Below are 20,186 nucleotides of genomic sequence, written 5' to 3'. Positions count from 1 at the left end.
GCTCCACGCCTACTTGGGCCGGACGGCGTCCTTGGCCTTCTCCTTGGCCGCGCGCAGGTCGCCCTTGGACTCCTCGGCACGCCCCTCGGCCTTCAGGGACTCGTTGCCCACCGCACCCCCGACGACCTTCTTGATCTTGCCTTCGGCCTGCCCGCCCTTGGCCTGAGCCTTCTTCTCCGCAGCCACAACCACTCACCCCTGCCTCATTCGGAACTCAAGTACGCCCTCCGTGTCACCCCGGGTTCGCATCCTCAAACCAACCCGAAGACTGCCGCGCATTCGCAGCCGTGGACGGATAAGGAATACGTAAGATCCGCAGGAATGGAGATCGATCCGCAGGGCACACGACGGTCTGGAGGTTGATAACCATGGTTCCTGTTCTTCTTGTTCTTCTGCTCGCCCTGATCCTCTTCGGTGCCGGTTTCGCACTGAAGGCGCTGTGGTGGATCGCCGTGATCGTGCTGATCGTGTGGGTCCTCGGCTTCGTGATCCGTCCGACAGCAAGCGGTGGCCGGCGTGGCCGCTGGTACCGCTGGTAGACGGCCTGAACAGCACATCGTCATGGGGTGGGGCCCGACGCTACGGCGTCGGGCCCCACCCCATCCCCCATCCCGGCGATTGCAGGACGAAAGTGGTGATTCTTCCGGTTCGGGGTAGCTGGAAGCCATGGCCGGAGGCCGCTGTGACGCCAGGAACCAGGACCCTCCAGCACGCCGTCTCCGGTCCTTCACTCTTTCCGCAGCGCGCATGTATAGGCGCAAGAAGCCTGGGAACCCGAACTCCCGGAAGCGTCAATGGTGACGACGCTCCATCTCAACGAGTCCGCAGCTCGACTGTGGGCGGCATTCGATTGATTCATTGAGGAGGGACTTTATGAGTGACAACATCTGGGGCTACCAGCCGACCACCGGCTACACCGGGGGCACCGACCTGACCGGATACAAGGTCGAGGCGACCGACGGCAGTATCGGGAAGGTCGACAAGCACTCGGACGACGTCGACTCCTCCTACCTCGTCGTCGACACCGGCGTGTGGATCTTCGGCAAGCACGTTCTCCTCCCGGCCGGCACCGTGCAGTCGGTCGACCAGGCCGAGCGGAAGATCTACGTCGCGCTCACCAAGGACCAGATCAAGGACTCTCCTGAGTTCGACAAGGACAAGCACACCGGTGACGCCGGCTATCACGATCAGGTCGGCAGCTACTACCAGAACCGGCGCAGCATCTGACATCAGCGCCCCGGCGCGAGCCAGGGGCCGGCCGGAGTGTCTCCGGCCGGCCCTTTCGCGTCCGCGCGGGAGCGGGGAAGCCCCAAGGCGCCAGACCCCTCAGGCAGGGGCCATTGGATCCGCCGACTGGGAAGCACGGCGGTGTTCGTCGTTGATGCGCTGGGCCTCTTCGAGCTGGTCCTCGAGGATGACGATGCGGCAGGCGGCCTCGATCGGCATGCCCTGGTCGACCAGTTCCCGGGCGCGGGCGGCGATGCGCAGCTGGTAGCGGGAGTAGCGGCGGTGGCCGCCCGCGGAGCGCAGCGGGGTGATCAGGCGGGCTTCGCCGATCGCACGGAGGAAGCCCTGGGTGGTGCCGAGGAGTTCGGCGGCCCGGCCCATCGTGTAAGCGGGGTAGTCGTCATCGTCGAGCCGGCCGAACGAGCCGTCTGCTGTCATTGCACCTCTCTGCGGAACGCGTGGAGGGGCCTTGGTGCCGTACGGCACCAAGGCCCCGAAGGAACTGCTACACCATCTACCGGCGCGGATACTGCGCCAGCCTTCTGTTTCCGCGGGCCCGACCGGACTGCTGCCGGGTGCGCGGGGATCGCGGTTGCCTGACCGGAGACCACCTCACTATCGATGTCCTGCGGTACCCGGGCTCAGCAATACGCCCGGGCGATCCTGATGGCGCTTCGGCCCCTCCGTTCTTTCCCTCGTGACCAACACTTACCAAAGGGGGGACTGCGTACTTCCGGCACTGCTCTACTGCGTTTTTCGTTGCGACCCGAGGAAGCGTCACTCTTCGGCAGCCAGCCCCGTCGCCCGTCCTGCGACAACTGCTCAGGCTTAGAACCCCACTGCCGAACGTCCCGGTGCGCGCGCCCGCAGCCGACGCCTTCACCGAGGTACCACGCACTGACTTCACTGCTGAGTACTGCGAACTGCACCAACGGGTAATGCACTTGCCTCTACTGCGGTCCTGCTCGCGGCGGCCCCTGATCACTGCGGGCCACCCGGTCCGGTCGTCAGCCTCGTCGCCGTCCTGCACGAGCCTGGCTTCGCGACTCCACCACCGCACCGCCCTGCACTGCCACTACCTGCACCACTGCCCGACAGTTCGTGTCTGCCGGGCCCTGCTGATTTCGACTACGAGAGAAACCATAATGACGCGATCTTCCAATGTCTACTCCAGCCACCATAGATTTTCGCGTGTTCGAGAGAGAGCAAGTCCACCTCGAACGGCGACGACGGAAGGGCCGGCCTGGTTACCGGCCTGCGGGCCAGGGCATAAGCACGGCGCCCACACCGGGCATTGAACCGCGCAGGCTTGAGGGACCTTGATGGACACGATGAGTGCCGACGCCCCACCGGACCGGCCCGCGGCATCCACCGCCGGCGCACGCGAGAGCGTCCGGGCCTTCGTCAGGGGCTCGGCCTGAACGGCACCGGAGACTTCGACTGACCCATGACCAACCACCTCGCCCGCGCCTCACGGCGTCAGCGTCGGGTGGCACTCCTTGCCAGGGAAACGACCGCACAGGAACAGTCCTGACGTCGCGTGGTGCACTGCTCGGCGGACTGACTGAAGAGATCGTGCACCAGAGGCTTCGCCCGCGCGGTATCCCGGGGGTCGGAAAGGCCCACGTCGGACCTCGCAGGCGCAATGGGTTAACCTCCGTTCCGCTTTCACTCCTGAGACGGGGTGGCAGGTCTACCGTGAAACATCTGGCATGCATGCCTCAAGCGGGGGTACGCCGTCTCTGGCCGCTCAGGAGCAGGCGGTACGGCATCTGAGGCTGGATCACGTAGGAGGGGACGAGCATGACGGTGACCGAGACGATCGAGGCGCAGGCCGTCGTGCTGCCGGAGATCAGTGACCCGTCGCAGATCGCTCCGAAGGACGCCCGTGAGCTGTCGCAGCTGTTCTTCGACCAGCTCGCCGTCCTGGAAGAGGGCACGCCCGAGTACCAGTACGCGCGCAACACCCTCATCGAAATGAACATCACCCTCGTCCAGTTCGCGGCCTCGCGTTTCCGCAGCCGCGGCCAGGACGAGATGGAAGACGTCGTCCAGGTCGGCACCATCGGCCTCATCAAGGCCATCGACCGTTTCGAGCTGTCCCGTGAGGTCGAGTTCACCTCCTTCGCCGTTCCCTACATCGTCGGCGAGATCAAGCGCTTCTTCCGCGACACCACGTGGGCCGTCCATGTCCCGCGCCGCCTGCAGGAAGCACGCGTGGCGCTCGCCAAGGCCACCGAGGAGCTGCGCAGCCGGCTCGGCCGCACCCCCAGCACGCGGGAACTTTCCGAACTGATGTCGCTGTCCGAGGAAGAAGTCATCGAGGCCCGCAAGGCCTCCAACGGCTACACCTCCTCCTCCCTCGACGCCGCCATCAACTCCAGCGAAGACGGTGAGGCTGCGCTCGCCGATTTCATCGGCACCGACGATCAGGCCCTCGAACTCGTCGAGGACTTCAACGCCCTCGCCCCGCTGATCGCCGAACTCGACGGCCGGGAACGGCGCATCATCCACATGCGCTTCGTCGACGAACTCACCCAGGCCCAGATCGGCGAACACCTCGGCGTCTCCCAGATGCACGTCTCGCGCCTCCTCAACCGCACCCTCACCAAGCTCCGGACCGGCATGCTCACCACCGAGTGAATACGCCCGCCCGACCCCGGAACTCCTGACGGCCGACACCCCTGTGCAGGCGGGCGGCTGCCGTGAGCGGCTGGATCTGTTTAGGCGGTCGATGTCGCCCGGCCGCCGGACTGGCGTTATCAGCCCGTGGAACGTAGGTAAGACGGGCACCCGTGCCCGCACCGCGCAGCGGAGCAGGAACCCACCCGAAGCAGCCCACACGGCTTGTGTGGGAGCAGGCGGGAATCCCGGGCCTCTAGGTCCATGAGGATGCCAACCTTTTCTTGTACAAGGGGAGTTGGGACCAAGTTCTGTGTCCGTGCCGGCGCTCGGTGTACCTCGCCCGCACCGGGCGGGCACCACCGAGGGCAGGCTGGAACCGGACCACAGACCGCCCGGTTCCAGCCCTCCGGCCGTCCTCACCGGCCGGTTGAAGCCCGGGACGACGCTCCCGCGCGTCCCCGGGAAAGCCGGTGAGGACGACCGGAGGGAGAACGACGGCGTGGAGGGACAGCCACCACGCCGTTCTCACGCGGCCGCCTCACCGACGAACTGTTCCCCCTGGTCCCCTGTTCTCCACTCTCCTTGGATGACAGGGGACCAGGTATCCGCCGCTCCCAGTCTGCTCCGCCTTCGCCCTCCCGCGAGCCCCACGGCAATGATTGGTACAACACGGCTCTCCCCCTCACGCGACCCAAAGCCGGGGCGGCCTTCGTCGAGTCAACCCTCTTTCAGCTCACCCACCTGCGGTGCGTTGGTGAGGGCCGGGTGGCAGGCTGCCGGCCAGCGAAGGAGCGAGGCGACCATCCTGACCGCCGCCACGGTGACCTCGACTGCAGGAGGCCACCCCTTCCACCGGGAACTCCCCACCGCGCTCGATTGATTCAGAGTGCGCGTCACACCGCGGCCGACACCTCTGGAGAACGGCCCGGGAGGAACAAACCCGCCACTACCGCAGGTGGTCACGGTCACGGCGGGCCCGTACGCAGCGGATCATCTCTTCCGCGTACGGCAGGACGACACACAGTCCGACCCCGGCGGCGATCGCGGCGAGGTAGCGGGCCGGCAGCGGGCGCTGCTTGGGAAGGAGCTTCCAGTCGTCGGTGTGGCCAGCGCCCTTCGTCACCTCACGGACCTGGTCCCAGTGCAGGCACGTGGTGAAAGCGGCCGCGGTCAAGGGCAGCACTTCCAGAAAGCTGTGGATGTGCTGTTCGACAGGCCGTACCTCACGCTTGTCGGTGGCCAGAGACACGTCCCACAGTGCGGTGGCCCCGTGTGCGAGGGCCGCGCCGCCCATGAGCGAGAGCACCAGCGGGTTGACCCTGGCGGTCAGGCCCGCGACCACCGGGATGCCGGCCTCGGTCATCATGAGGGCGTGCACCGCTGATTCCCGTACGCCACTGGTGTGCTCGATGTCCGAGCGGCGGTGCATCACCCAGTCGGCGACGGCCGGGACGAACCACAGCGGCAGGACGCCGTAGAGCAGGAACCTGCGGTTGGCGTTCTCCACGTCGTCCGCCCCGGGCGGAATGCGAAGCGTGGGCCCGGAGCGCCAGCTCTGCCAGCGGGTGAGCGTCGAACGGCGACCCATACGCATGACTTCCTTTCCTCAACGACAGGGCGGCCTCTCGGCCCGGATGGCGAGTCTCAGGCCTCACCCTCCGTTGCCTTTCCTGCGCCCGCGGCATGGGGTGCCGTGGGCCGGTGCCTGGGGCGCAGGATGTCATCGCGGCGACCGGCAGACGCTTCGCCGGCGTCGCACTGGAAACTGGCCGTACTGGTCGTTCCGATGGCTGCGGGCTTGGGAAGTGCAGAAGCCGGTCGGCGTTCGGCTCGGAGTCTCGTGGCGGCCGGGGAGTTTGTGACGGGTGTGGCGGCCGCCTTGGCCAGGTAGGAGCGGGCGGTATCGAGGGCGTCTGTGACTTCGCGGGTTCCGGTGGACACGCACAGGGTGTAGGCGAGGTCCCGCAGGCGCTGGCTGGGGGGCGTCGCGCCGTCGGGCGATTCCTCGGCGAGGAGCAACTCGTATTCCGCGACCCGCTGGTACAGAGTGACGGGGAGGGGCATCAACATCGGTGCGACTCCTTGGGGCTGAGGCCTTCTGGTGTTGTGGGAACTGTCATGACAGCGTGCATGGGGCTTGAGGAAGCGGCCACCCGGCCCTGGGAGTGGAGCAGTCCTCACGCCGCGGAGGCGCTGCCGGAGCGGCTGCGGCACTCGCACTCTCCCAGCACCTCACTGCGTACATGGGCGCAGCTGCGGGTGATGAGCCGCGAGATGTGCATCTGGGAGTACCCCAGCTGATCGGCTATGCGGCTTTGTGTCATGTCCTGGAAGAAGCGCATGTAGAGGACGGTCCGCTCACGTTCGGGGAGCCTGCACAACGCCTTCCTGGCCGCCTCGCGGTCGACGATGACGTCGTAGGAGGGGTCGGTGACGCCCAGGATGTCGGCGAGGCTGTACGCGTCGTCGTCGGTGGCCAGTTCGGCGTCCAGTGAGAGGGTGCTGTAGCTCTCCAGCGCTTCCAGACCCGTGGCGACCTCGTCCTCCGTGAGGCCGGTGCGGGCGGCGATGTCGGCGGGGGTGGGCTGGGGGCTGCCGGGGCGTTGGGTGAGCTCGCGGCGTGCCAGACGGACCTGGTTGCGCAGCTCCTGCACCCGGCGGGGCACCCGTAGGGCCCACGTGCGGTCCCGGAAGTGCCGTTTCACCTCGCCGGTGATGGTCGGCACGGCGTAACTCTCGAAGGCCCCCCCGGCCGGGCTCGAAGCGGTCGACGGCCTTGACCAGCCCGAGTGCTGCCACCTGGCGCAGGTCTTCCATGGCTTCACCGCGGTCACGGAACCGGCCGGCGATACGGTGCGCCATGGGCAGCCAGGCCCTCACGACCTCATCGCGCACGGCATCCCGTTCCGGCCCCTCGCCCAGTTCCGCCAGCCGCTCGAAGAGCGCGGCAGTCTGGGGGGAGTCGTCGTGGGTTCGGCGTGCGCTCCCAGTGAGAAGGGAGACAGAGGTGCTGTCGACCTGCGAACAGTCTGCTGAGTTCATATCAGTGAGCACGGAGATCGCTCCTGAACGCGGGGTTCAGGACGGAGCCCGGAGCCAGATACCGAGCGCGGCCTGAACCGTGTCTGTCAGAGGTTCGCCGCGCGGGAGGTCTGCCCTGCCCGCCGAAGGAAACCGCAGCAGGCAGGGAGAACGGAATCCCCGCGGGGCGTGCGCCTTCGGTCCGAAGCACGAATTCTCGTGTGCCCCTCAGCCATGACCGTAAACACCGCCTTCCCGACTGCGCGCTACATCCTCCGCCCCACCCCGTCCGGCCCGGAAAGCCCGTTCTCGTGCCTCCCCAGAGCGGGCCAAAGGCCGGCCCACCACCGAGGAATGCCGGGCGGGGCGGGATTATCCGGAGCGGACGGATGCGGCCGGGTCGGGGCGGTCTTCTTGCCCCGCCGGACCTGGTCGCCCACTTTCATGCGCGCATCCTCAGATGCCGTCTGCCGCAGCCGGGGGAACAGGTAGTCCTCCTCGTCGCGGATGTGCGAGCGGATCCCGGTCACCAGCTCGCCGATCAGGAGGTCAGAACCCGGTTCATCCGCGTCGAGGCTCTCGAGCTCCTTCATCGTCCGCTCGGCTTCGGCATGGTCCTCGAGCTCCTTGTCGGCGACGTTGTCGCTGTCCGGCCAAAAACTCCCCCACGGCCGGATACAGATAGGCCTCCTCGGCCCTGTCCTCCCCCGGTTCGGCCTCCGATGCTCCCCACACATATCCCGCTCGGGTCACAACAAACCGGGCACCTGGCCCAGCCCTCCCCGACAGCCAGTCCAGCTGGTGCGCACCGACACCCGGCCGCTCAGAGCGGTCTCCGGCCAAGGAACGGACCCGCAGGCCGCCGCACAAGCGGGACGGTCACCCCGCGGATCTCACCGAGCATGCCGGTGACGGCTCTCATCCAGCGGGGGAACCGCTTGTCCCGCGCCGCCCACGGTCACAGGCCGGTGATCAAGCCGGATCGTCACGCCGATGCCCCCGGCATGCGTCGGGTCCAGAGCCGTATCGGCAAGGGTGCAGGAGATGTTCCAGCGGCTGAGGCGCCACTCAAGTACGCCTGCCTCAAACACCCGCGCATCGCCTGCGCAGCTCGGTCCGCCTCTCACCCTACTCACAGGGGCTCCGGCGCAGAGTCCGCCGAAGTTCTACGTCGACAACCCTTCCGCTTCCACCGCCTCCTTGCAGCAGGGCAGGCACCGAGCGCAGCGGTTGGACGGTTTCCCCGGCACAAGTGGCCGAACCAGGGAAACCTGAGCCGAGCCAGTCCCCAACAGGGAAGGCCACCTGGTCGACCTGGCCCCTGAGTACCCCTCTTGCACTCCCATTAACAGCAGTCCCGTTAGGAACGACGGGTCAGTCGAGTCTCGTTGCGTTGCAGAAGATCCGGGCACCGTCCTCGCCTGGCTGGCTCAGAATTGCACTAGAGGTGCGGTCCGCCGAGCAGCCACCGGTGTCAATCCCCTCGAACCGTGGAGACCTCATCACGTTAGGTCTGTGGCGCTCTCCCCTCTCCTCCGCCCTCTGGACCATGGAAGGCGAGTACCACGGGCCTTCGGGAGTCAACCGGTCGGCGATTGAGGGAAGTTGCTGCCACAGGGGTGCACAGCTGCAGGCAGATTCCCCGGCCAGAGCCGCGGAAAATCACCACCATCCAGCCTCCGGCTAGACTCCTCCGAGATCGTCAAGAGATGACGGGGAGAGCGGATCATGGCGCAGAGCCGCGCTGACGCCCGGACACGGCACCCTCGTCATGAACGACGAGGTGAGGCGAGACTTCCCGGAGTATTGGCCACCCTCGCCGCCATCGCCCTCTACCTCGCATTGCCGCAGCAGCTGCTCATCGCACCCCGATACGTGCTGCCCACTCTTGAGGTCCTGCTCCTCATTCCGCTCATCGCGATCAACCCCAGGCGGCTGACCCGTCAGACCAGAATGTTCCGCATCCTGTCGCTGGCCCTCGTCGCCGTCATCGCTGCGAGCAACCTCGTCGCGCTCGCCATCCTGATCGACGAATTGGTGCACGCAGGAGTGAAGGACGGACGCGAGCTCCTGGTGGCCGCCCTGCAGGTCTGGCTCACCAACATCATCGTCTTCGGTCTCGCGTTCTGGGAACTGGACCGAGGCGGCCCCGTCAGCCGCACACAGGCACCGCGCGCCGAGCTCCCGCTGGCGGATTTCCGCTTCTCCCAAGACGAGAACGACGACGCTGTCGAGGAAGTCGCCGACGGCGCCAGCGGCTCCTCCGACTGGGTCCCCACCCTGGTCGACTACCTCTACGTGTCCGTCACGAACTCAACGGCCTTCAGCCCGACGGACACCATGCCGCTCACCACCCGCGCCAAACTCATGATGAGCATCGAAAGCATCTCCGCCCTCCTTACATCACTCCTCGTCATCGCCCGCGCCGTGAGCATCCTGCACTGACATCCGGACAGCCCCTCACTCGCCGGTGCCCGCGCCCCTCGTCCTGCGCGCCCGAAGGCCTACAGGAATCACGAGCTGCCGCCCGGACGAGCGATCACGACTTCGCCGGAAGACATCGCGCCGCCTGCGTCTGACGGTCGGACCCGGCCTGCAGGCGCTGAGCGTTGCGTCGATTCACTGCCGTGCTCGCGTTGGCCGCCACCCGCCGCTGCCGTCCGTGCCAACCACACGGCCTCGTTTCAGTGATAAAAGTGAGGGAACCCGCCCAAATAAGAACATATGGCGCACCCGTGAGGGGGTTCGACCCCATGTCGACAGGGACACTTCTGGCAATCGTCATTCCCGTCGTGGTGGTGATCGCCTTGGCGGCCGTCGCGGTTTCGCTCCTCATGCGCCGCCGGAAACTGCGCGAGCGCTTCGGCCCGGAGTACGCGCGCACGATCGAGGACGCCGACAGCCGCACGGCCGGAGAGCGCGAACTCAGAGCCCGCGAGAAGCGGCACGACGCGCTGGACATCAAGCCGCTGGACAGCAGTGTCAGGGAGCGGTACACGCGGGACTGGACCAGCGTGCAGGACGAGTTCGTGGACCGACCGGAGGCCGCCGTGCACGACGCGGACCACCTGGTGACCTCCCTGATGCACGAACGCGGCTACCCCACCCAGGACTTCGAGCAACAGCTCAAGGACCTCTCGGTCGAGCACGGCCGCACGCTCGAGCACTATCGGGCCGCCCACGACGTCGACGTCCTCAGCACCCGCCACGAGGCGACCACAGAACAGCTGCGGGGGGCGATGGTGCACTACCGCTCCCTGTTCGACGAACTGCTCGCCGACGGCGGGCAATCCCGCCGTGCTCCGGCCTGAACGGCTCAGCGAACGGGCCGCCACCCCGGCGTCCGGGAACGGAGGAGACATGCAACGCAAAGACACACCGGCTACCGCAACAGCGAGCGGCCTGTCCACCGACGACCTCGCCCAGCCCCGCGACCGGTCCACACAAAAGGGCACAGCCGGCACGCAGGAGCAGGCCGATGTTCCCACTTTCCCCGGCGAGAGCACGGACACGCCCGGCAGACCCGTTGAAGACAGGACCGCGGAGGCCGACGTCAGCACCCAGAGCTCGGGCCAGGGCGCCCAAGCCGAGGAGGACCTCCCGCAGCTACTCAGCGCAGAGGACGAGGAAGGGTTCCGCACCCGCTGGCAGGAAGTACAGAACAGATTCGTCGACGACCCGCGCGACGCCGTGCACACCGCCGACGCGCTCGTCGCCGACGTGATGCAAAGGCTGGCCGCCACATTCGCCGACCACAAACAGGAACTGGAAGGACAGTGGAACCGAGGCGAACAGGCGAATACCGAAGACCTGCGCCTGGCGCTGCAGCACTACCGTTCGTTCTTCAACCGCCTGCTGGTCACCTGACACAACGCCGCACCGCAGCGGCTGACCTGGGCTGCGCCCCTCTGATCGCGGGACCCACCTGTCTTCGGGGGATCGGGCAGGCGTGGGTCGGCTCGGCTGCGGACATCGGCAGCACCATCCGAGACCAGGAAAGGGAAGCGAAGTCGATCTCATCGAGGTCAAGATGCTCGTAGCCGTCCATGATCAGCACAATGCCAAGTCACGCTGACGCTGCCGAGCCCCCGGCCCGGCTCGGAAAAACACGGAACGGGAACTCACTCCATCCGGCCCGTATCCGGGCGTCGGCCGCCTGCCGGGCGGCCCGGTCCGCACCCGTCGCGCCAACACAGCGGCGAGCGCCCCATACGCCGGGGAACCGTTCCCTCGGCGGTGCCATGCCCGCCCACTCCAGCCCCAGCAGCACCACCGGGCACCGCACCGGCGCCTGGGCCATCTCGGCCCCGAGACCCAGCCGGCTCGGGGCACGACCGCCGTACGGCCGGCCAGGGGACTCCCGACGGACATGGCTCCTCCGCATAGAACAGCCTGGCGCCCTGGCCAGGATGCCCCTGTCACGGCGGGCTGTACTCCGGTAGCTGACCGACGGCACCGGAATGCGTCCCCGAGCGGGAGTGTCTACCCGGGCCTAGCGTGGAAACGCGCAGCAAGGGACCTGACACTCCAACGGCGGAGGAACGCATGGCCGTACGGCACCGGCTGATCAGAAAGTCTCCTCAGGACGTCTGGGAGGTCCTGTCCGACGTCGAACGGTACGGGGACTGGGTCGTGGGCCCTTCACGGGCCGAGCTGGACGGGGGACGGTGGCCCGAACTGGGGGCTGCCCTCCGCTACGAGATCAAGATCGGGCCGCTCACCCTGCACAACCGGACCGTCGTACGCCGCAGTGAGCCGACCTCCGTCCTCGAGCTGGAAGCGGACAGCGGACCGCTGGGGACCGCGAGGATCGCGATGGAACTGCGGCCCTGGGGCGAGCACACACTGATCATCCTCGATGAACACCCCCTGCGCGGCGCCGGAGGCGCCTTGCACAACGGCCTCCTGGAGGTGGCGCAGCAAATAAGGAACCGCGCCATGTTGGGCCGCCTCGCCCGGCTGTGCGAGGGGGACGAGGACCCGGCCCGCACCACTTCCGTGCGGCGACGACCGATCAAGGCCTGAAACGGCACCGAGATCTGGGGACAGCCGCTCCACCGGGCGCGGCGACCCACCGAGCCGGGAGCGTGTCATGCCGGACGCTGTAGTGATCGGGGCGGGCGCCAATGGGCTGGTCGCGGCAAACCTCCTGGCCGACGCGGGCTGGAGCGTGGAAATCCTGGAGGCCCAGGACGAGCCCGGAGGAGCGGTCCGGCACGACCGGGGGGTCGACCCCGACTTCGCCAGCGACCTCTTCAGCGCCTTCTACCCCCTCGCCGCCGCCTCCCCGGTCCTGGCCGGCCTGCATCTGGAGCGGGAAGGGCTGACCTGGAGCCACGCCCCGAAGGTGCTCGCCCATCCTTTGCGGGACGGGCGCTGTGCCGTTCTCAGCCGTGACCTGGAGGAGACGGCCGCGAGCCTGGAGGCGTTCGCCCCCGGCGACGGGGCCGCGTGGAAGGAGCTGCGGGAGGTCTGGGAGACGTTGCGGGCCGACCTCCTCGACGCCCTCTTCACGCCGTTCCCGCCAGTCCGCGCGGGAGCCCGGCTGGCCCTGCGGCTGCGCGCGGCGGGCGGGCTGCGAATGGCCAGGACGATGCTGATGCCGGTGCGGCGTCTGGGAGAGGAGGAGTTCCGCGGCGAGGGCGGCAGGCTTCTCCTCGCGGGCAATGCCCTGCACGCCGACCTCGCACCGGAGGCGGCAGGCAGCGGCGGCTTCGGCTGGCTCATGTCCATGCTCGGCCAGACCTACGGCTTCCCTGTTCCCACCGGCGGCTCCGGGGCGCTCACGGCTGCTCTCGTCCGTCGGCTGACGCGGCGCGGCGGGACCGTCCGCTGCGGGGAACAGGTCACCGAGGTCGTCGTTCGCGGCGGCCGCGCCGTCGGCGTCCGTACTGCGGGCGGCGAGGGGGTTCCGGCCCGCAAGGCGATCCTGGCCGATGTGTCCGCTCCCGCGCTCTACGGCTCTCTGGTCGCCGAACGGCATCTGCCCGGGCAGCTGCTCACCGACCTGAAACGCTTCCAGTGGGACTTCGCCACGTTCAAGGTCGACTGGGCACTGAACAGCCCGGTGCCCTGGTCCTGCCCGGAGGCCGCGCAGGCGGGAACCGTGCACCTCGCAGACGGCGTGGACGGCCTCACCCGCTTCGCCGCGCAGATCGCCATGGGCCGCGTCCCCGACGAACCCTTCGCCCTCTTCGGCCAGATGACCACCACCGACCCCAGCCGTTCGCCACAGGGCACCGAGTCCGCCTGGGCCTACACGCACGTACCCCACCGAGTTCGGGGCGACGCGGGAAACGACGGGCTGACCGGCTCGTGGGATGCCCGGGAGCAGGAAGCGATGGCAGATCGTGTCGAGGCGCAGGTCGAGCGCTATGCCCCCGGTTTCCGCGGCCTCATCAGGGCCCGGCGCGTCCTCGCCCCGCCCACACTGCAGAGCATGGACGCCAACCTCCACGGCGGCGCCATCAACGGCGGCACCACGGCCCTGCACCAGCAGTTCGTCTTCCGCCCCACACCCGGCACCGGCCGCCCGGAGACACCCGTCGCCGGCCTCTACCTCGCCTCCGCCTCCGCGCACCCGGGCGGAGGAGTCCATGGCGCCCCCGGAGCCAACGCCGCCCGGGCCGCCCTGCGCCGACAGCGCACGGGCGCCCTGTCCCACCTGCAGAACCGACTGCACCAGCGCGACCGCAAGGGGCAGCGCTGACAACCCGCCCGCGGCGTCGACGGCAGGCCCGGCATCGGCAGAGCCGGTGCAGCATCGCTGGCCACGCGTTCTCCGGGCGCTTTGCCTGTTGCAGCCCGGGTCGGCTGAGCACTTCAGGTGCGTCGGCCGGGGTACTCGGCGGGCATGGCGAAAATACATCTTCGCGGACAAAGCAGTCACGACAGTGACGACAAGCCGCCGCCGGACGAGGCCGGACCCGCCCCTGAAGTAGAGCGGCAGGCCCCGGATACGCTGACAGAGCTGCCCCGCAGAGCCTGGGGCAAGGTGTTCAGCGGGAGCCTGCGGGAGTTCAAGAAGGACGAGCTGACCGACCGGGCGGCCGCGCTCACGGACTACGGGGTGCTCGCCTTGTTCCCGGCCCTGCTGGTCCTGGTCTCCCTGCTGGGCATCACCGGCAAGTCGACCGCGGACCGGGTGCTCGACAATCTCAAACAGCTCACCCCCGGCTCGGCCCGCGACATCCTCACCGGCGCGGTGGAACAGCTGCAGGGCAACGCCGGCCTCGGCTCCATCGTGGCGATCGTCGGTCTGGTGGTGGCGGTGCGGTCGGCCTCGGGCTATGTCGCGGCGTTCATCCGCGCCGCGAACGTCGTCTATGACATGCCCGAGGGCCGCCCGGTGTGGAAGATCCTGCCGGTGCGCGTCGGTGTGACGGTCGTACTGATGGTGCTGGCGGTGGTCAGTGCGCTGATCGTGGTGTTCACCGGTGGCGTGGCCCGCCAGGTCGGCACGGCGCTGGGGATCGGGGACACCGCGCTGACCGTGTGGTCGATCGCCAAGTGGCCCGTCCTGGTCGTTCTGGTCACGGTGATGATCGCGATCCTGTACTGGGCGAGCCCGAACGCGAAGGTGAAGGGATTCAAGTGGATCACTCCGGGCAGTTTCCTGCCCCTGGTGCTCTGGATGATCGCCTCCGCCGGATTCGCGTTCTACGTGGCCAACTTCGCCTCGTACAACAAGACCTACGGCACGATGGCCGGTGTCGTCGTCTTCCTGATGTGGCTGTGGATCAGCAACCTGGCCATCCTCCTCGGTCTGGAATTCGACGCGGAGGCGGTACGCCAGCGGGCTATCGCCGGCGGGCTCCCGCCCGATGCCGAGCCCTACACCCAGCCGCGCGACACCCGCACATGGGACGAGGAAGACCTGCGCCGCCTCGACGAAGGCAAAGAATGACCGTTGGCTACTGGGTTGGTATGTACCGGATCGTCCGGACAGGCGGCAGCCCACACCGCTTGCACGGCGGGCCGGATGCACGTTCAGGCCCTGGGGCAGATGACAAACCAGGCGCCGGCGTCCGCAAGGGGTGGATCTCGTGGCCTTCTCCGCCCTATGGGCCGTCACCGTCGCCGTGGCCGTCATATGGGTCTCCCATATGGGTCTCCGCGTGGGCGCGGGGCCGGCGCGCACGGAACCCGCATCGGTGACGCGGTCGCCGCCAGGACACGGTGGCCGGGAAGCGGTCATGCCGATGGCCTGTGGCTTTCCAGGGACGCGGCTCTGGCGGCGGGCGGAACCCAGCCGCGGCGCCGGTGGCGACAACGTGACTGCGCTTGGTCAGAGACCTTGGCGACCGCCGCGGAAATCTGCTGCTTCAGATGGTCGGGCAGCGGATCGCCGGTGATTGCCGCGACCAACTCCTCGGCGATGAGGCGAAGTTTGGTGTTGCTGCGCTGGGACACCTCGACGAGAACGCCCCAGGCGTCTTCCTCGTTCAACCTGAACGTGGCCATCAGGACTCCGCGGGCGAGGTCGATGACCGGCCGGCTTCGCATCGCCCGTTTCAGGTCGATGACCTCGGCGAGCAGGTCCTTCTCGTACTTCCCGTCCGGGTGAGGACCGGCACCGTTCGAGGGCGCGAACAGAGATGCCGTGCCCGTGAGCATGAGCAGCCGCTCGACAGCGCGTCCAGCAGCGCGGATGTGGACCGTCTTGCCCTGGGCGAGAGCAAGGCTCCGGAGGCGCAACAGGACCCGGAGGCCGGAACAGTCACAGAAGTCGACCCGCGCGAGGTCCAGGTCCAGTCCCTGGCACGCCTGGGCCAGGGCGGCACACAGGTTGTGTCGGAGTGGCTGCGCGGTATCGATGTCGATCTCACCGGCGACGACGACCAGTGTCCGTGAGCCGGCGGGATACGCGGCGGTCTCGAGGAAGGGTGACGCGCCTCCCACCCTGGCGCCGCAGGCCAGTGCACCGCGGGCGGCTTCGTCCCCGCTTCCCGCAGGGGGAGAAAGCGGATGTTCTCGCATGGCATACAGGTTCACTCTCCATCCGGTTACACGTCAAGAGATACAGGAACTTTCTTTCACCCTTTTGAATGCGTGAATGAAGAGGCCTAGTCTGGGGGGATGACTGAGGTACGCGAGGGACACAGCGGCTGGACCTTTCTGACCAACCACGCGCGAGTCCTCGCCACGATCGCCTCCGGTGCGCAAGGCACGCGGATCCGCGACATCGCCGCACGGTGCCGGCTCACCGAGCGGGCAGTCCAGAAGATCATTTCCGATCTGGAGCAGGACGGCTATCTGGACCACACCCGGCAAGGGCGCACGAACCACTACCACATCCAGCCCGGGACCATCCTTCGACACCCGGCCGACTCGGGCCTGACGGTGGCCGGCCTCCTGACGGCTCTCGACCAGCACGAGAGCTCCGCCGAAGCCCCGCCCAGGCAGCGGACCGCGCAATCCGCGTCCGATCGCTCCGACGCGTTCGCTCGCGACGACAGCACAGCGGCGTCGTAGGGTTCCTTGCCGCCCTGATCGGTACTTCCCGCGCCAACGCCGGGGCGAGCGGGCCGGAGCAGCGCGCCATCGCCGCTTGGACCGAGTGCCGCCCGGCGAGGTCGTCGAAGATGCCGTGGGCCGCCGCGTAGCCGTGCCCTTCAGCAACCAGGCGCGAACCAGCAGCCCTCCCACAGGCGTACACCGCGGCCCGGGCCGACTTTCCGGGCAACCTCATGCCTCCTGTGACGATCCGCGGCCGCTGGGGTACTCGGTCCCGGGCGGCAGCGAGCCGTCCGAATGCGATCGGAGGAGAAGCCGTGGACGGGATCGTGCTGCTCAAGGAAGACCACAAGAGGGTGGAAAAGCTCTTCAAGCGGTTCGAGAAGGCGGGGGCCAACGCCCACGCGGAGAAGCGGAAGATCGCCGATCAGGTGATCGAGGAGCTCACCACCCACACCTGGATCGAAGAGGAGATCTTCTACCCTGCCGCCCGGGAGGCCGCCCCCGACACCAAGGACCACGTCCTGGAGAGCGTCGAGGAACATCACGTCGTGCTGTGGATGCTCTCCGAGCTGAAGGGTCTCGATGCGGCGGACGAGCGGTTCGACGCCAAGATGACCGTCCTCATAGAGAACGTCCGCCACCACGTCGAGGAAGAGGAGCAGGAATGGTTCCCCGACGTACGCAAGACCATGGGCCGCAACCGGCTCACCGAACTGGGCGAACAGATGGAATCGGCCAAGAAGGAGGCTCCGAGCGAGCCCCTCGCCGTTCCCAGCGCCGAACGGTAGATCGTACCGGCATCCCACGGAGCCTGTGGATCGACACGGGCGTCGGCGACGGGGCCGCAGCCACCTCGTCGATCGAATGCCGCCGAGCCGGCGGCTCATCAACCGCGACCATCCCCCAGGGCATCCACACAGACGCGACTATTCCTCAGGGCATCCAGCACGGAGAGGATCCACGCACATGCGCATCGCATTCCTCGTGGCGCCGGAAGGCGTCGAGCAGATCGAACTCACCGAGCCGTGGGCCGCCGTGGCGAGCAGCGGGGGTACCCCCGTACTCGTGTCCACAAAGGCGGGAGAGGTGCAGGCCTTCCGGCATCTCGACAAGGGAGACACCTTCCCTGTTGACCAGGTGGTGCGGGACGCGTCCGTGGACGAGTTCGACGGTCTGGTGCTGCCTGGCGGAGTCGCCAACCCCGACCAACTGCGCCTGGACGAGCGGGCTGTAGCCTTCGTGAAGGCATTCTTCGACGCGGGCAAGCCGGTGGCGGCTATTTGTCACGCCCCGTGGATTCTCGTCGAGGCCGATGTGCTGCACGGGCGCAACCTCACTTCATGGCCGAGCCTGCGCACCGACATCCGCAACGCTGCCGGGAATTGGGTGGACGAACAGGTCAAGGTCTGCGACGGCGGCCCCAACACCCTTGTCACCAGCCGTAAGCCGGACGACCTGAAGGCGTTCTGCGAAGCCCTGGTGCACGAGTTCGGCCGCGCGACCGCCTGAACGCTGAACCGGATCGGGCGTGTGCTCGCCCCTGTCCCGGGCAATCCGGCCGCTCGGGACAGGGGCTGTCGTGCCATCTGCTGAGAGAGCGAGTGCCCGAACGGCAACGTCCAAGGCGGCTTCCGTCATTCCCGGTCCGCGAAGACGCTGGTGTCCAGGCGGTCGAGGAGGTCGGCGGGGTCTCGGTACACCGCGTGGGCGCCCGCCGACTCCAGGTCCGTCCGCGGGATGTCGCCGGACAGGACCGCCAGGGGTGTCACCCCGTCCCGCACTGCGGCCTTCATGTCCCAGACCGTGTCGCCGACGAACACCGCTCGTTCGCTCGGTACTCCGGCGAGCTCTCTGGCCTGCTCGACAGGGTCGGGGGCGGGTTTGCCTTCGGCGACGTCGTCGCGCTCGCCGCCCCGAGGATGACGTCGTCCGCGTCGATGGCACGGCGGAGCGCGGAGAGTTCCGCGCCGCCCGCCGAGCTCGCCAGGACGATCTCCCAGCCTCGGCCGGCGAGGGCGCGCAGCAGTTCACCGGCCGCGTCCAGTGCCGGCAACCGGTCGAAGTACGTTGCGTAGAGCGCGTGGTGGGCTGCGACGAATTGTTCGTCGTCCTCGGGGTCGCGGTCCTTGCCGAGCAGGTGCTCGATCAGGTCACCGCTGCTCAGGCCCACGGCCCGGTGGATGTCCCGCATGGGGACGCGGTGGCCGGCCTGCCGGAAGGCCTCCCACCAGGTGACGACGTGCAGGTGGTTGGTGTCGACGAGCGTTCCGTCGACATCGAAGATGGCGGCGCGCTTCGTGCTCATCGTTGATGTCCTCGCCCTCTCACAGTTCGCGCAGGGCGGGAAGCAGTTTCCGCTCGGCCCATTCCAGGTACGGTTGCTGGTGGTCGCCGCCGATCTGGATGAGCGCGACCTCGGTGAAACCCGCTTCGACGAAGGGCCGTACGGCGTCGACGACGGAGTCCACGTCGTCTCCGCAGGGAATGGACTCGGCCACGTCCTCGGGCCGTACGAACTGGGTCGCGCCGGCGAATCCTTCGGGCCCGGGCAGTTCGGAGTTGACAGGCCAGCCGCCGCCGAACCAGCGGAACTGGTCGTGGGCGCGGGCGACGGCCGCGTCCCGGTCCGTGTCGTAACAGAGGGGCAGCTGGCCCACCTTGGGTTTGCCGGCGCCGCCGTGACGGTCGAACTCGGAGATCAGGTCGGCCTTCGGTTCGGTGGCGATCAGCAAGTCGGCGAGGTGTCCGGCGAGTTCGCACGAGCGCTCACCGGAGACGGCGACTCCGATCGGCGGGGGCGTGTCGGGCAGATCCCACAGTCTGGCGTTCTCCACGTCGAAGTGGGCACCGTGGTGGTTGACGCTTCCGCCCGCGAAGAGCGAGCGGATGATCTCCACGGCCTCTTCGAGCATCTTCAGCCGGACGTGTGCGCCCGGCCATCCGCCGCCCACCACATGCTCGTTGAGGTTCTCCCCCGAGCCGAGACCCAGGCGGAAGCGTCCCTGGGACAGGAGTTGCACGGTGGCGGCCTTCTGGGCGACGACCGCGGGGTGGTAGCGGGTCGTCGGGCACGTCACGTACGTCATCAGGGGGATGCGTTCGGTGGCCTGCGCGGCGGCACCGAGGACACTCCACGCGTACGGGGCGTGTCCCTGGGAGTCCAGCCATGGGAAGTAGTGGTCGGACGTGACGGAGAAGTCGAAGCCGGCGCGCTCGGCTCCGGCCACATGGCCGACGAGCTCACGCGGGCCGGCCTGTTCCGTCATCATCGTGTACCCGATCTGCACCATGTCGCTCTCCTCCTCGTGGCCGGGCGCCGCTGGGGTGGGCCAGGGGATCCCCTGTCCGGTCAGCGGCCGGAACCCAAGTGGGCGTGGGTTGCGGCCTTCTTCCTCGCCGATGCTGCCGCTCTGTCGCTCTATTGCTTCGTGCGGAGTCGCAGGTCGACCTCCTTCTCCTGGTCTCCCGACGCCGTGCCCTGTTCCTGGACGGCGAACGAGCCGCTCAGAGCTTCACGGAGCCGGTCCACGGCGAGATAGCCACCCTGCAGCGTGGCGCTGATCGATCCGTCCAGAGGGGTGGGCCCGGTCGGGATGCGTTCCTCGGTGGGATCGAAGTCCGCGGTCCACACGGGAGGACGGTCGCCCGGCTGCTCGTGAGGAACGCCGTCCGCGGGCCGGTCGGTCGGGAACGCCGTCCGCAGGACACCGAACACGGTCGCGACGTCCTCCTTCGACCCTCCGGCGAGGGACACGGTGCCCATCGGGTCACTCTCCTTTCCGCTGGGGTACGACGATGTACTTCGGGTCCGCCGCGGAGGCGATGCCCGCCTCGAAGACCCCGAAGCGGGTGCA

Annotated in this window: 20 protein-coding genes and 2 pseudogenes; 12 read left to right on the top strand and 10 right to left on the bottom strand. The window is 68.1% G+C overall.

Features of this window, described 5'->3' with window-relative positions:
* Positions 1 to 9: 9 nt before the first annotated feature.
* The gene (locus tag ACZ4N5_RS39755) at positions 10 to 186 is read right to left on the bottom strand and encodes a CsbD family protein (protein ID WP_467761848.1); all 177 of its coding nucleotides are present in this window, start codon (positions 184 to 186) and stop codon (positions 10 to 12) included.
* A gap of 182 nt (positions 187 to 368) precedes the next feature.
* Between ACZ4N5_RS39755 and ACZ4N5_RS39750 the strand changes: the two genes are divergently transcribed.
* Together ACZ4N5_RS39750 and ACZ4N5_RS39745 are read left to right on the top strand one after the other, a co-directional pair.
* A complete protein-coding gene (locus ACZ4N5_RS39750; protein WP_261710066.1) occupies positions 369 to 539 on the top strand; it encodes a hydrophobic protein in 171 nt (56 codons plus the stop codon).
* 334 nt (positions 540 to 873) lie between these two features.
* Entirely contained in the window at positions 874 to 1,227 is a 354-nt protein-coding gene (locus ACZ4N5_RS39745) for a PRC-barrel domain-containing protein (protein WP_467761847.1), read from the top strand.
* Between the two features lie 99 nt (positions 1,228 to 1,326).
* Here the strand turns inward: ACZ4N5_RS39745 and ACZ4N5_RS39740 are convergent, their stop codons facing one another.
* A complete protein-coding gene (locus ACZ4N5_RS39740) occupies positions 1,327 to 1,665 on the bottom strand; it encodes a helix-turn-helix domain-containing protein (protein ID WP_467761846.1) in 339 nt (112 codons plus the stop codon).
* A gap of 1,365 nt (positions 1,666 to 3,030) precedes the next feature.
* On the opposite strand from ACZ4N5_RS39740, the gene ACZ4N5_RS39735 reads away from it, so the two are divergent.
* Positions 3,031 to 3,870 (top strand): RNA polymerase sigma factor SigF, encoded by an 840-nt coding sequence (locus ACZ4N5_RS39735; RefSeq protein WP_467761845.1) that lies wholly within the window; start codon positions 3,031 to 3,033, stop codon positions 3,868 to 3,870.
* A gap of 928 nt (positions 3,871 to 4,798) precedes the next feature.
* On the opposite strand, the gene ACZ4N5_RS39730 is transcribed toward ACZ4N5_RS39735, so the two are convergent.
* The 4 genes and pseudogenes from ACZ4N5_RS39730 to ACZ4N5_RS39715 form a co-directional block, all read right to left on the bottom strand.
* Positions 4,799 to 5,440 carry a diguanylate cyclase gene (locus tag ACZ4N5_RS39730; protein ID WP_467761844.1) on the bottom strand — a complete coding sequence of 214 codons (642 nt, stop codon included), beginning with the start codon at positions 5,438 to 5,440 and terminating at the stop codon, positions 4,799 to 4,801.
* A 56-nt stretch (positions 5,441 to 5,496) separates the two neighbouring features.
* Entirely contained in the window at positions 5,497 to 5,922 is a 426-nt protein-coding gene (locus tag ACZ4N5_RS39725) for a DUF5133 domain-containing protein (RefSeq protein WP_467761843.1), read from the bottom strand.
* Between the two features lie 107 nt (positions 5,923 to 6,029).
* A pseudogene (locus tag ACZ4N5_RS39720) lies at positions 6,030 to 6,894 on the bottom strand (SigB/SigF/SigG family RNA polymerase sigma factor).
* A 245-nt stretch (positions 6,895 to 7,139) separates the two neighbouring features.
* Positions 7,140 to 7,466: a hypothetical protein gene (locus tag ACZ4N5_RS39715; protein ID WP_467761842.1), complete on the bottom strand. Its 327-nt coding sequence runs from the start codon at positions 7,464 to 7,466 to the stop codon at positions 7,140 to 7,142.
* A gap of 1,213 nt (positions 7,467 to 8,679) precedes the next feature.
* Between ACZ4N5_RS39715 and ACZ4N5_RS39710 the strand changes: the two genes are divergently transcribed.
* The 6 genes from ACZ4N5_RS39710 to ACZ4N5_RS39685 all read left to right on the top strand — a co-directional run bounded on the left by ACZ4N5_RS39710 (position 8,680) and on the right by ACZ4N5_RS39685 (position 14,779).
* On the top strand, positions 8,680 to 9,318 hold the full coding sequence (locus ACZ4N5_RS39710) for a hypothetical protein (protein WP_355858450.1): 639 nt from the start codon (positions 8,680 to 8,682) through the stop codon (positions 9,316 to 9,318).
* A gap of 308 nt (positions 9,319 to 9,626) precedes the next feature.
* Positions 9,627 to 10,184 (top strand): hypothetical protein, encoded by a 558-nt coding sequence (locus tag ACZ4N5_RS39705; protein WP_467761841.1) that lies wholly within the window; start codon positions 9,627 to 9,629, stop codon positions 10,182 to 10,184.
* Positions 10,185 to 10,233: 49 nt separating this feature from the next.
* Positions 10,234 to 10,740, top strand: a complete 507-nt coding sequence (locus ACZ4N5_RS39700; RefSeq protein ID WP_467761840.1) for a hypothetical protein — start codon at positions 10,234 to 10,236, stop codon at positions 10,738 to 10,740.
* Between the two features lie 678 nt (positions 10,741 to 11,418).
* On the top strand, positions 11,419 to 11,898 hold the full coding sequence (locus tag ACZ4N5_RS39695; RefSeq protein ID WP_467761839.1) for an SRPBCC family protein: 480 nt from the start codon (positions 11,419 to 11,421) through the stop codon (positions 11,896 to 11,898).
* Positions 11,899 to 11,965: 67 nt separating this feature from the next.
* A complete protein-coding gene (locus tag ACZ4N5_RS39690; RefSeq protein ID WP_467761838.1) occupies positions 11,966 to 13,582 on the top strand; it encodes a phytoene desaturase family protein in 1,617 nt (538 codons plus the stop codon).
* Between the two features lie 144 nt (positions 13,583 to 13,726).
* On the top strand, positions 13,727 to 14,779 hold the full coding sequence (locus tag ACZ4N5_RS39685) for a YihY/virulence factor BrkB family protein (RefSeq protein ID WP_467761837.1): 1,053 nt from the start codon (positions 13,727 to 13,729) through the stop codon (positions 14,777 to 14,779).
* 287 nt (positions 14,780 to 15,066) lie between these two features.
* On the opposite strand, the gene ACZ4N5_RS39680 is transcribed toward ACZ4N5_RS39685, so the two are convergent.
* Positions 15,067 to 15,852 carry an ANTAR domain-containing protein gene (locus tag ACZ4N5_RS39680; RefSeq protein ID WP_467761836.1) on the bottom strand — a complete coding sequence of 262 codons (786 nt, stop codon included), beginning with the start codon at positions 15,850 to 15,852 and terminating at the stop codon, positions 15,067 to 15,069.
* Between the two features lie 99 nt (positions 15,853 to 15,951).
* On the opposite strand from ACZ4N5_RS39680, the gene ACZ4N5_RS39675 reads away from it, so the two are divergent.
* The 3 genes from ACZ4N5_RS39675 (at position 15,952) to ACZ4N5_RS39665 (ending at position 17,841) form a co-directional block, all read left to right on the top strand.
* Entirely contained in the window at positions 15,952 to 16,347 is a 396-nt protein-coding gene (locus ACZ4N5_RS39675; protein ID WP_467761835.1) for a helix-turn-helix transcriptional regulator, read from the top strand.
* Between the two features lie 299 nt (positions 16,348 to 16,646).
* On the top strand, positions 16,647 to 17,120 hold the full coding sequence (locus ACZ4N5_RS39670) for a hemerythrin domain-containing protein (RefSeq protein ID WP_467761834.1): 474 nt from the start codon (positions 16,647 to 16,649) through the stop codon (positions 17,118 to 17,120).
* Positions 17,121 to 17,298: 178 nt separating this feature from the next.
* Positions 17,299 to 17,841, top strand: coding sequence for a type 1 glutamine amidotransferase domain-containing protein (locus ACZ4N5_RS39665; protein WP_467761833.1), 543 nt, complete (start codon positions 17,299 to 17,301; stop codon positions 17,839 to 17,841).
* A 125-nt stretch (positions 17,842 to 17,966) separates the two neighbouring features.
* Here the strand turns inward: ACZ4N5_RS39665 and ACZ4N5_RS39660 are convergent.
* From ACZ4N5_RS39660 to ACZ4N5_RS39650, 3 genes and pseudogenes are all read right to left on the bottom strand, one after another.
* Positions 17,967 to 18,637: pseudogene (locus ACZ4N5_RS39660) on the bottom strand (HAD family hydrolase).
* Positions 18,638 to 18,656: 19 nt separating this feature from the next.
* The gene (locus ACZ4N5_RS39655; protein WP_467761832.1) at positions 18,657 to 19,622 is read right to left on the bottom strand and encodes an LLM class F420-dependent oxidoreductase; all 966 of its coding nucleotides are present in this window, start codon (positions 19,620 to 19,622) and stop codon (positions 18,657 to 18,659) included.
* Positions 19,623 to 19,750: 128 nt separating this feature from the next.
* The gene (locus ACZ4N5_RS39650; protein WP_467761831.1) at positions 19,751 to 20,095 is read right to left on the bottom strand and encodes a hypothetical protein; all 345 of its coding nucleotides are present in this window, start codon (positions 20,093 to 20,095) and stop codon (positions 19,751 to 19,753) included.
* Between the last annotated feature and the right edge of the window lie 91 nt (positions 20,096 to 20,186).

The sequence above is a fragment of the Streptomyces sp. NPDC026500 genome, from assembly GCF_055567635.1.
This window is presented reverse-complemented; position numbering and strand designations above follow the sequence as displayed.

What these genes read in the sequence shown, in the direction of transcription:
- ACZ4N5_RS39750 (WP_261710066.1), top strand. Translation starts at nt 369, where the DNA reads ATGGTTCCTGTTCTTCTTGTTCTTCTGCTCGCCCTGATCCTCTTCGGT.
- ACZ4N5_RS39745 (WP_467761847.1), top strand. Translation starts at nt 874, where the DNA reads ATGAGTGACAACATCTGGGGCTACCAGCCGACCACCGGCTACACCGGG.
- ACZ4N5_RS39740 (WP_467761846.1), bottom strand. Translation starts at nt 1,665, where the DNA reads ATGACAGCAGACGGCTCGTTCGGCCGGCTCGACGATGACGACTACCCC.
- ACZ4N5_RS39735 (WP_467761845.1), top strand. Translation starts at nt 3,031, where the DNA reads ATGACGGTGACCGAGACGATCGAGGCGCAGGCCGTCGTGCTGCCGGAG.
- ACZ4N5_RS39730 (WP_467761844.1), bottom strand. Translation starts at nt 5,440, where the DNA reads ATGGGTCGCCGTTCGACGCTCACCCGCTGGCAGAGCTGGCGCTCCGGG.
- ACZ4N5_RS39725 (WP_467761843.1), bottom strand. Translation starts at nt 5,922, where the DNA reads ATGTTGATGCCCCTCCCCGTCACTCTGTACCAGCGGGTCGCGGAATAC.
- ACZ4N5_RS39715 (WP_467761842.1), bottom strand. Translation starts at nt 7,466, where the DNA reads ATGAAGGAGCTCGAGAGCCTCGACGCGGATGAACCGGGTTCTGACCTC.
- ACZ4N5_RS39705 (WP_467761841.1), top strand. Translation starts at nt 9,627, where the DNA reads ATGTCGACAGGGACACTTCTGGCAATCGTCATTCCCGTCGTGGTGGTG.
- ACZ4N5_RS39700 (WP_467761840.1), top strand. Translation starts at nt 10,234, where the DNA reads ATGCAACGCAAAGACACACCGGCTACCGCAACAGCGAGCGGCCTGTCC.
- ACZ4N5_RS39695 (WP_467761839.1), top strand. Translation starts at nt 11,419, where the DNA reads ATGGCCGTACGGCACCGGCTGATCAGAAAGTCTCCTCAGGACGTCTGG.
- ACZ4N5_RS39690 (WP_467761838.1), top strand. Translation starts at nt 11,966, where the DNA reads ATGCCGGACGCTGTAGTGATCGGGGCGGGCGCCAATGGGCTGGTCGCG.
- ACZ4N5_RS39685 (WP_467761837.1), top strand. Translation starts at nt 13,727, where the DNA reads ATGGCGAAAATACATCTTCGCGGACAAAGCAGTCACGACAGTGACGAC.
- ACZ4N5_RS39680 (WP_467761836.1), bottom strand. Translation starts at nt 15,852, where the DNA reads ATGCGAGAACATCCGCTTTCTCCCCCTGCGGGAAGCGGGGACGAAGCC.
- ACZ4N5_RS39675 (WP_467761835.1), top strand. Translation starts at nt 15,952, where the DNA reads ATGACTGAGGTACGCGAGGGACACAGCGGCTGGACCTTTCTGACCAAC.
- ACZ4N5_RS39665 (WP_467761833.1), top strand. Translation starts at nt 17,299, where the DNA reads ATGCGCATCGCATTCCTCGTGGCGCCGGAAGGCGTCGAGCAGATCGAA.
- ACZ4N5_RS39655 (WP_467761832.1), bottom strand. Translation starts at nt 19,622, where the DNA reads ATGGTGCAGATCGGGTACACGATGATGACGGAACAGGCCGGCCCGCGT.
- ACZ4N5_RS39650 (WP_467761831.1), bottom strand. Translation starts at nt 20,095, where the DNA reads ATGGGCACCGTGTCCCTCGCCGGAGGGTCGAAGGAGGACGTCGCGACC.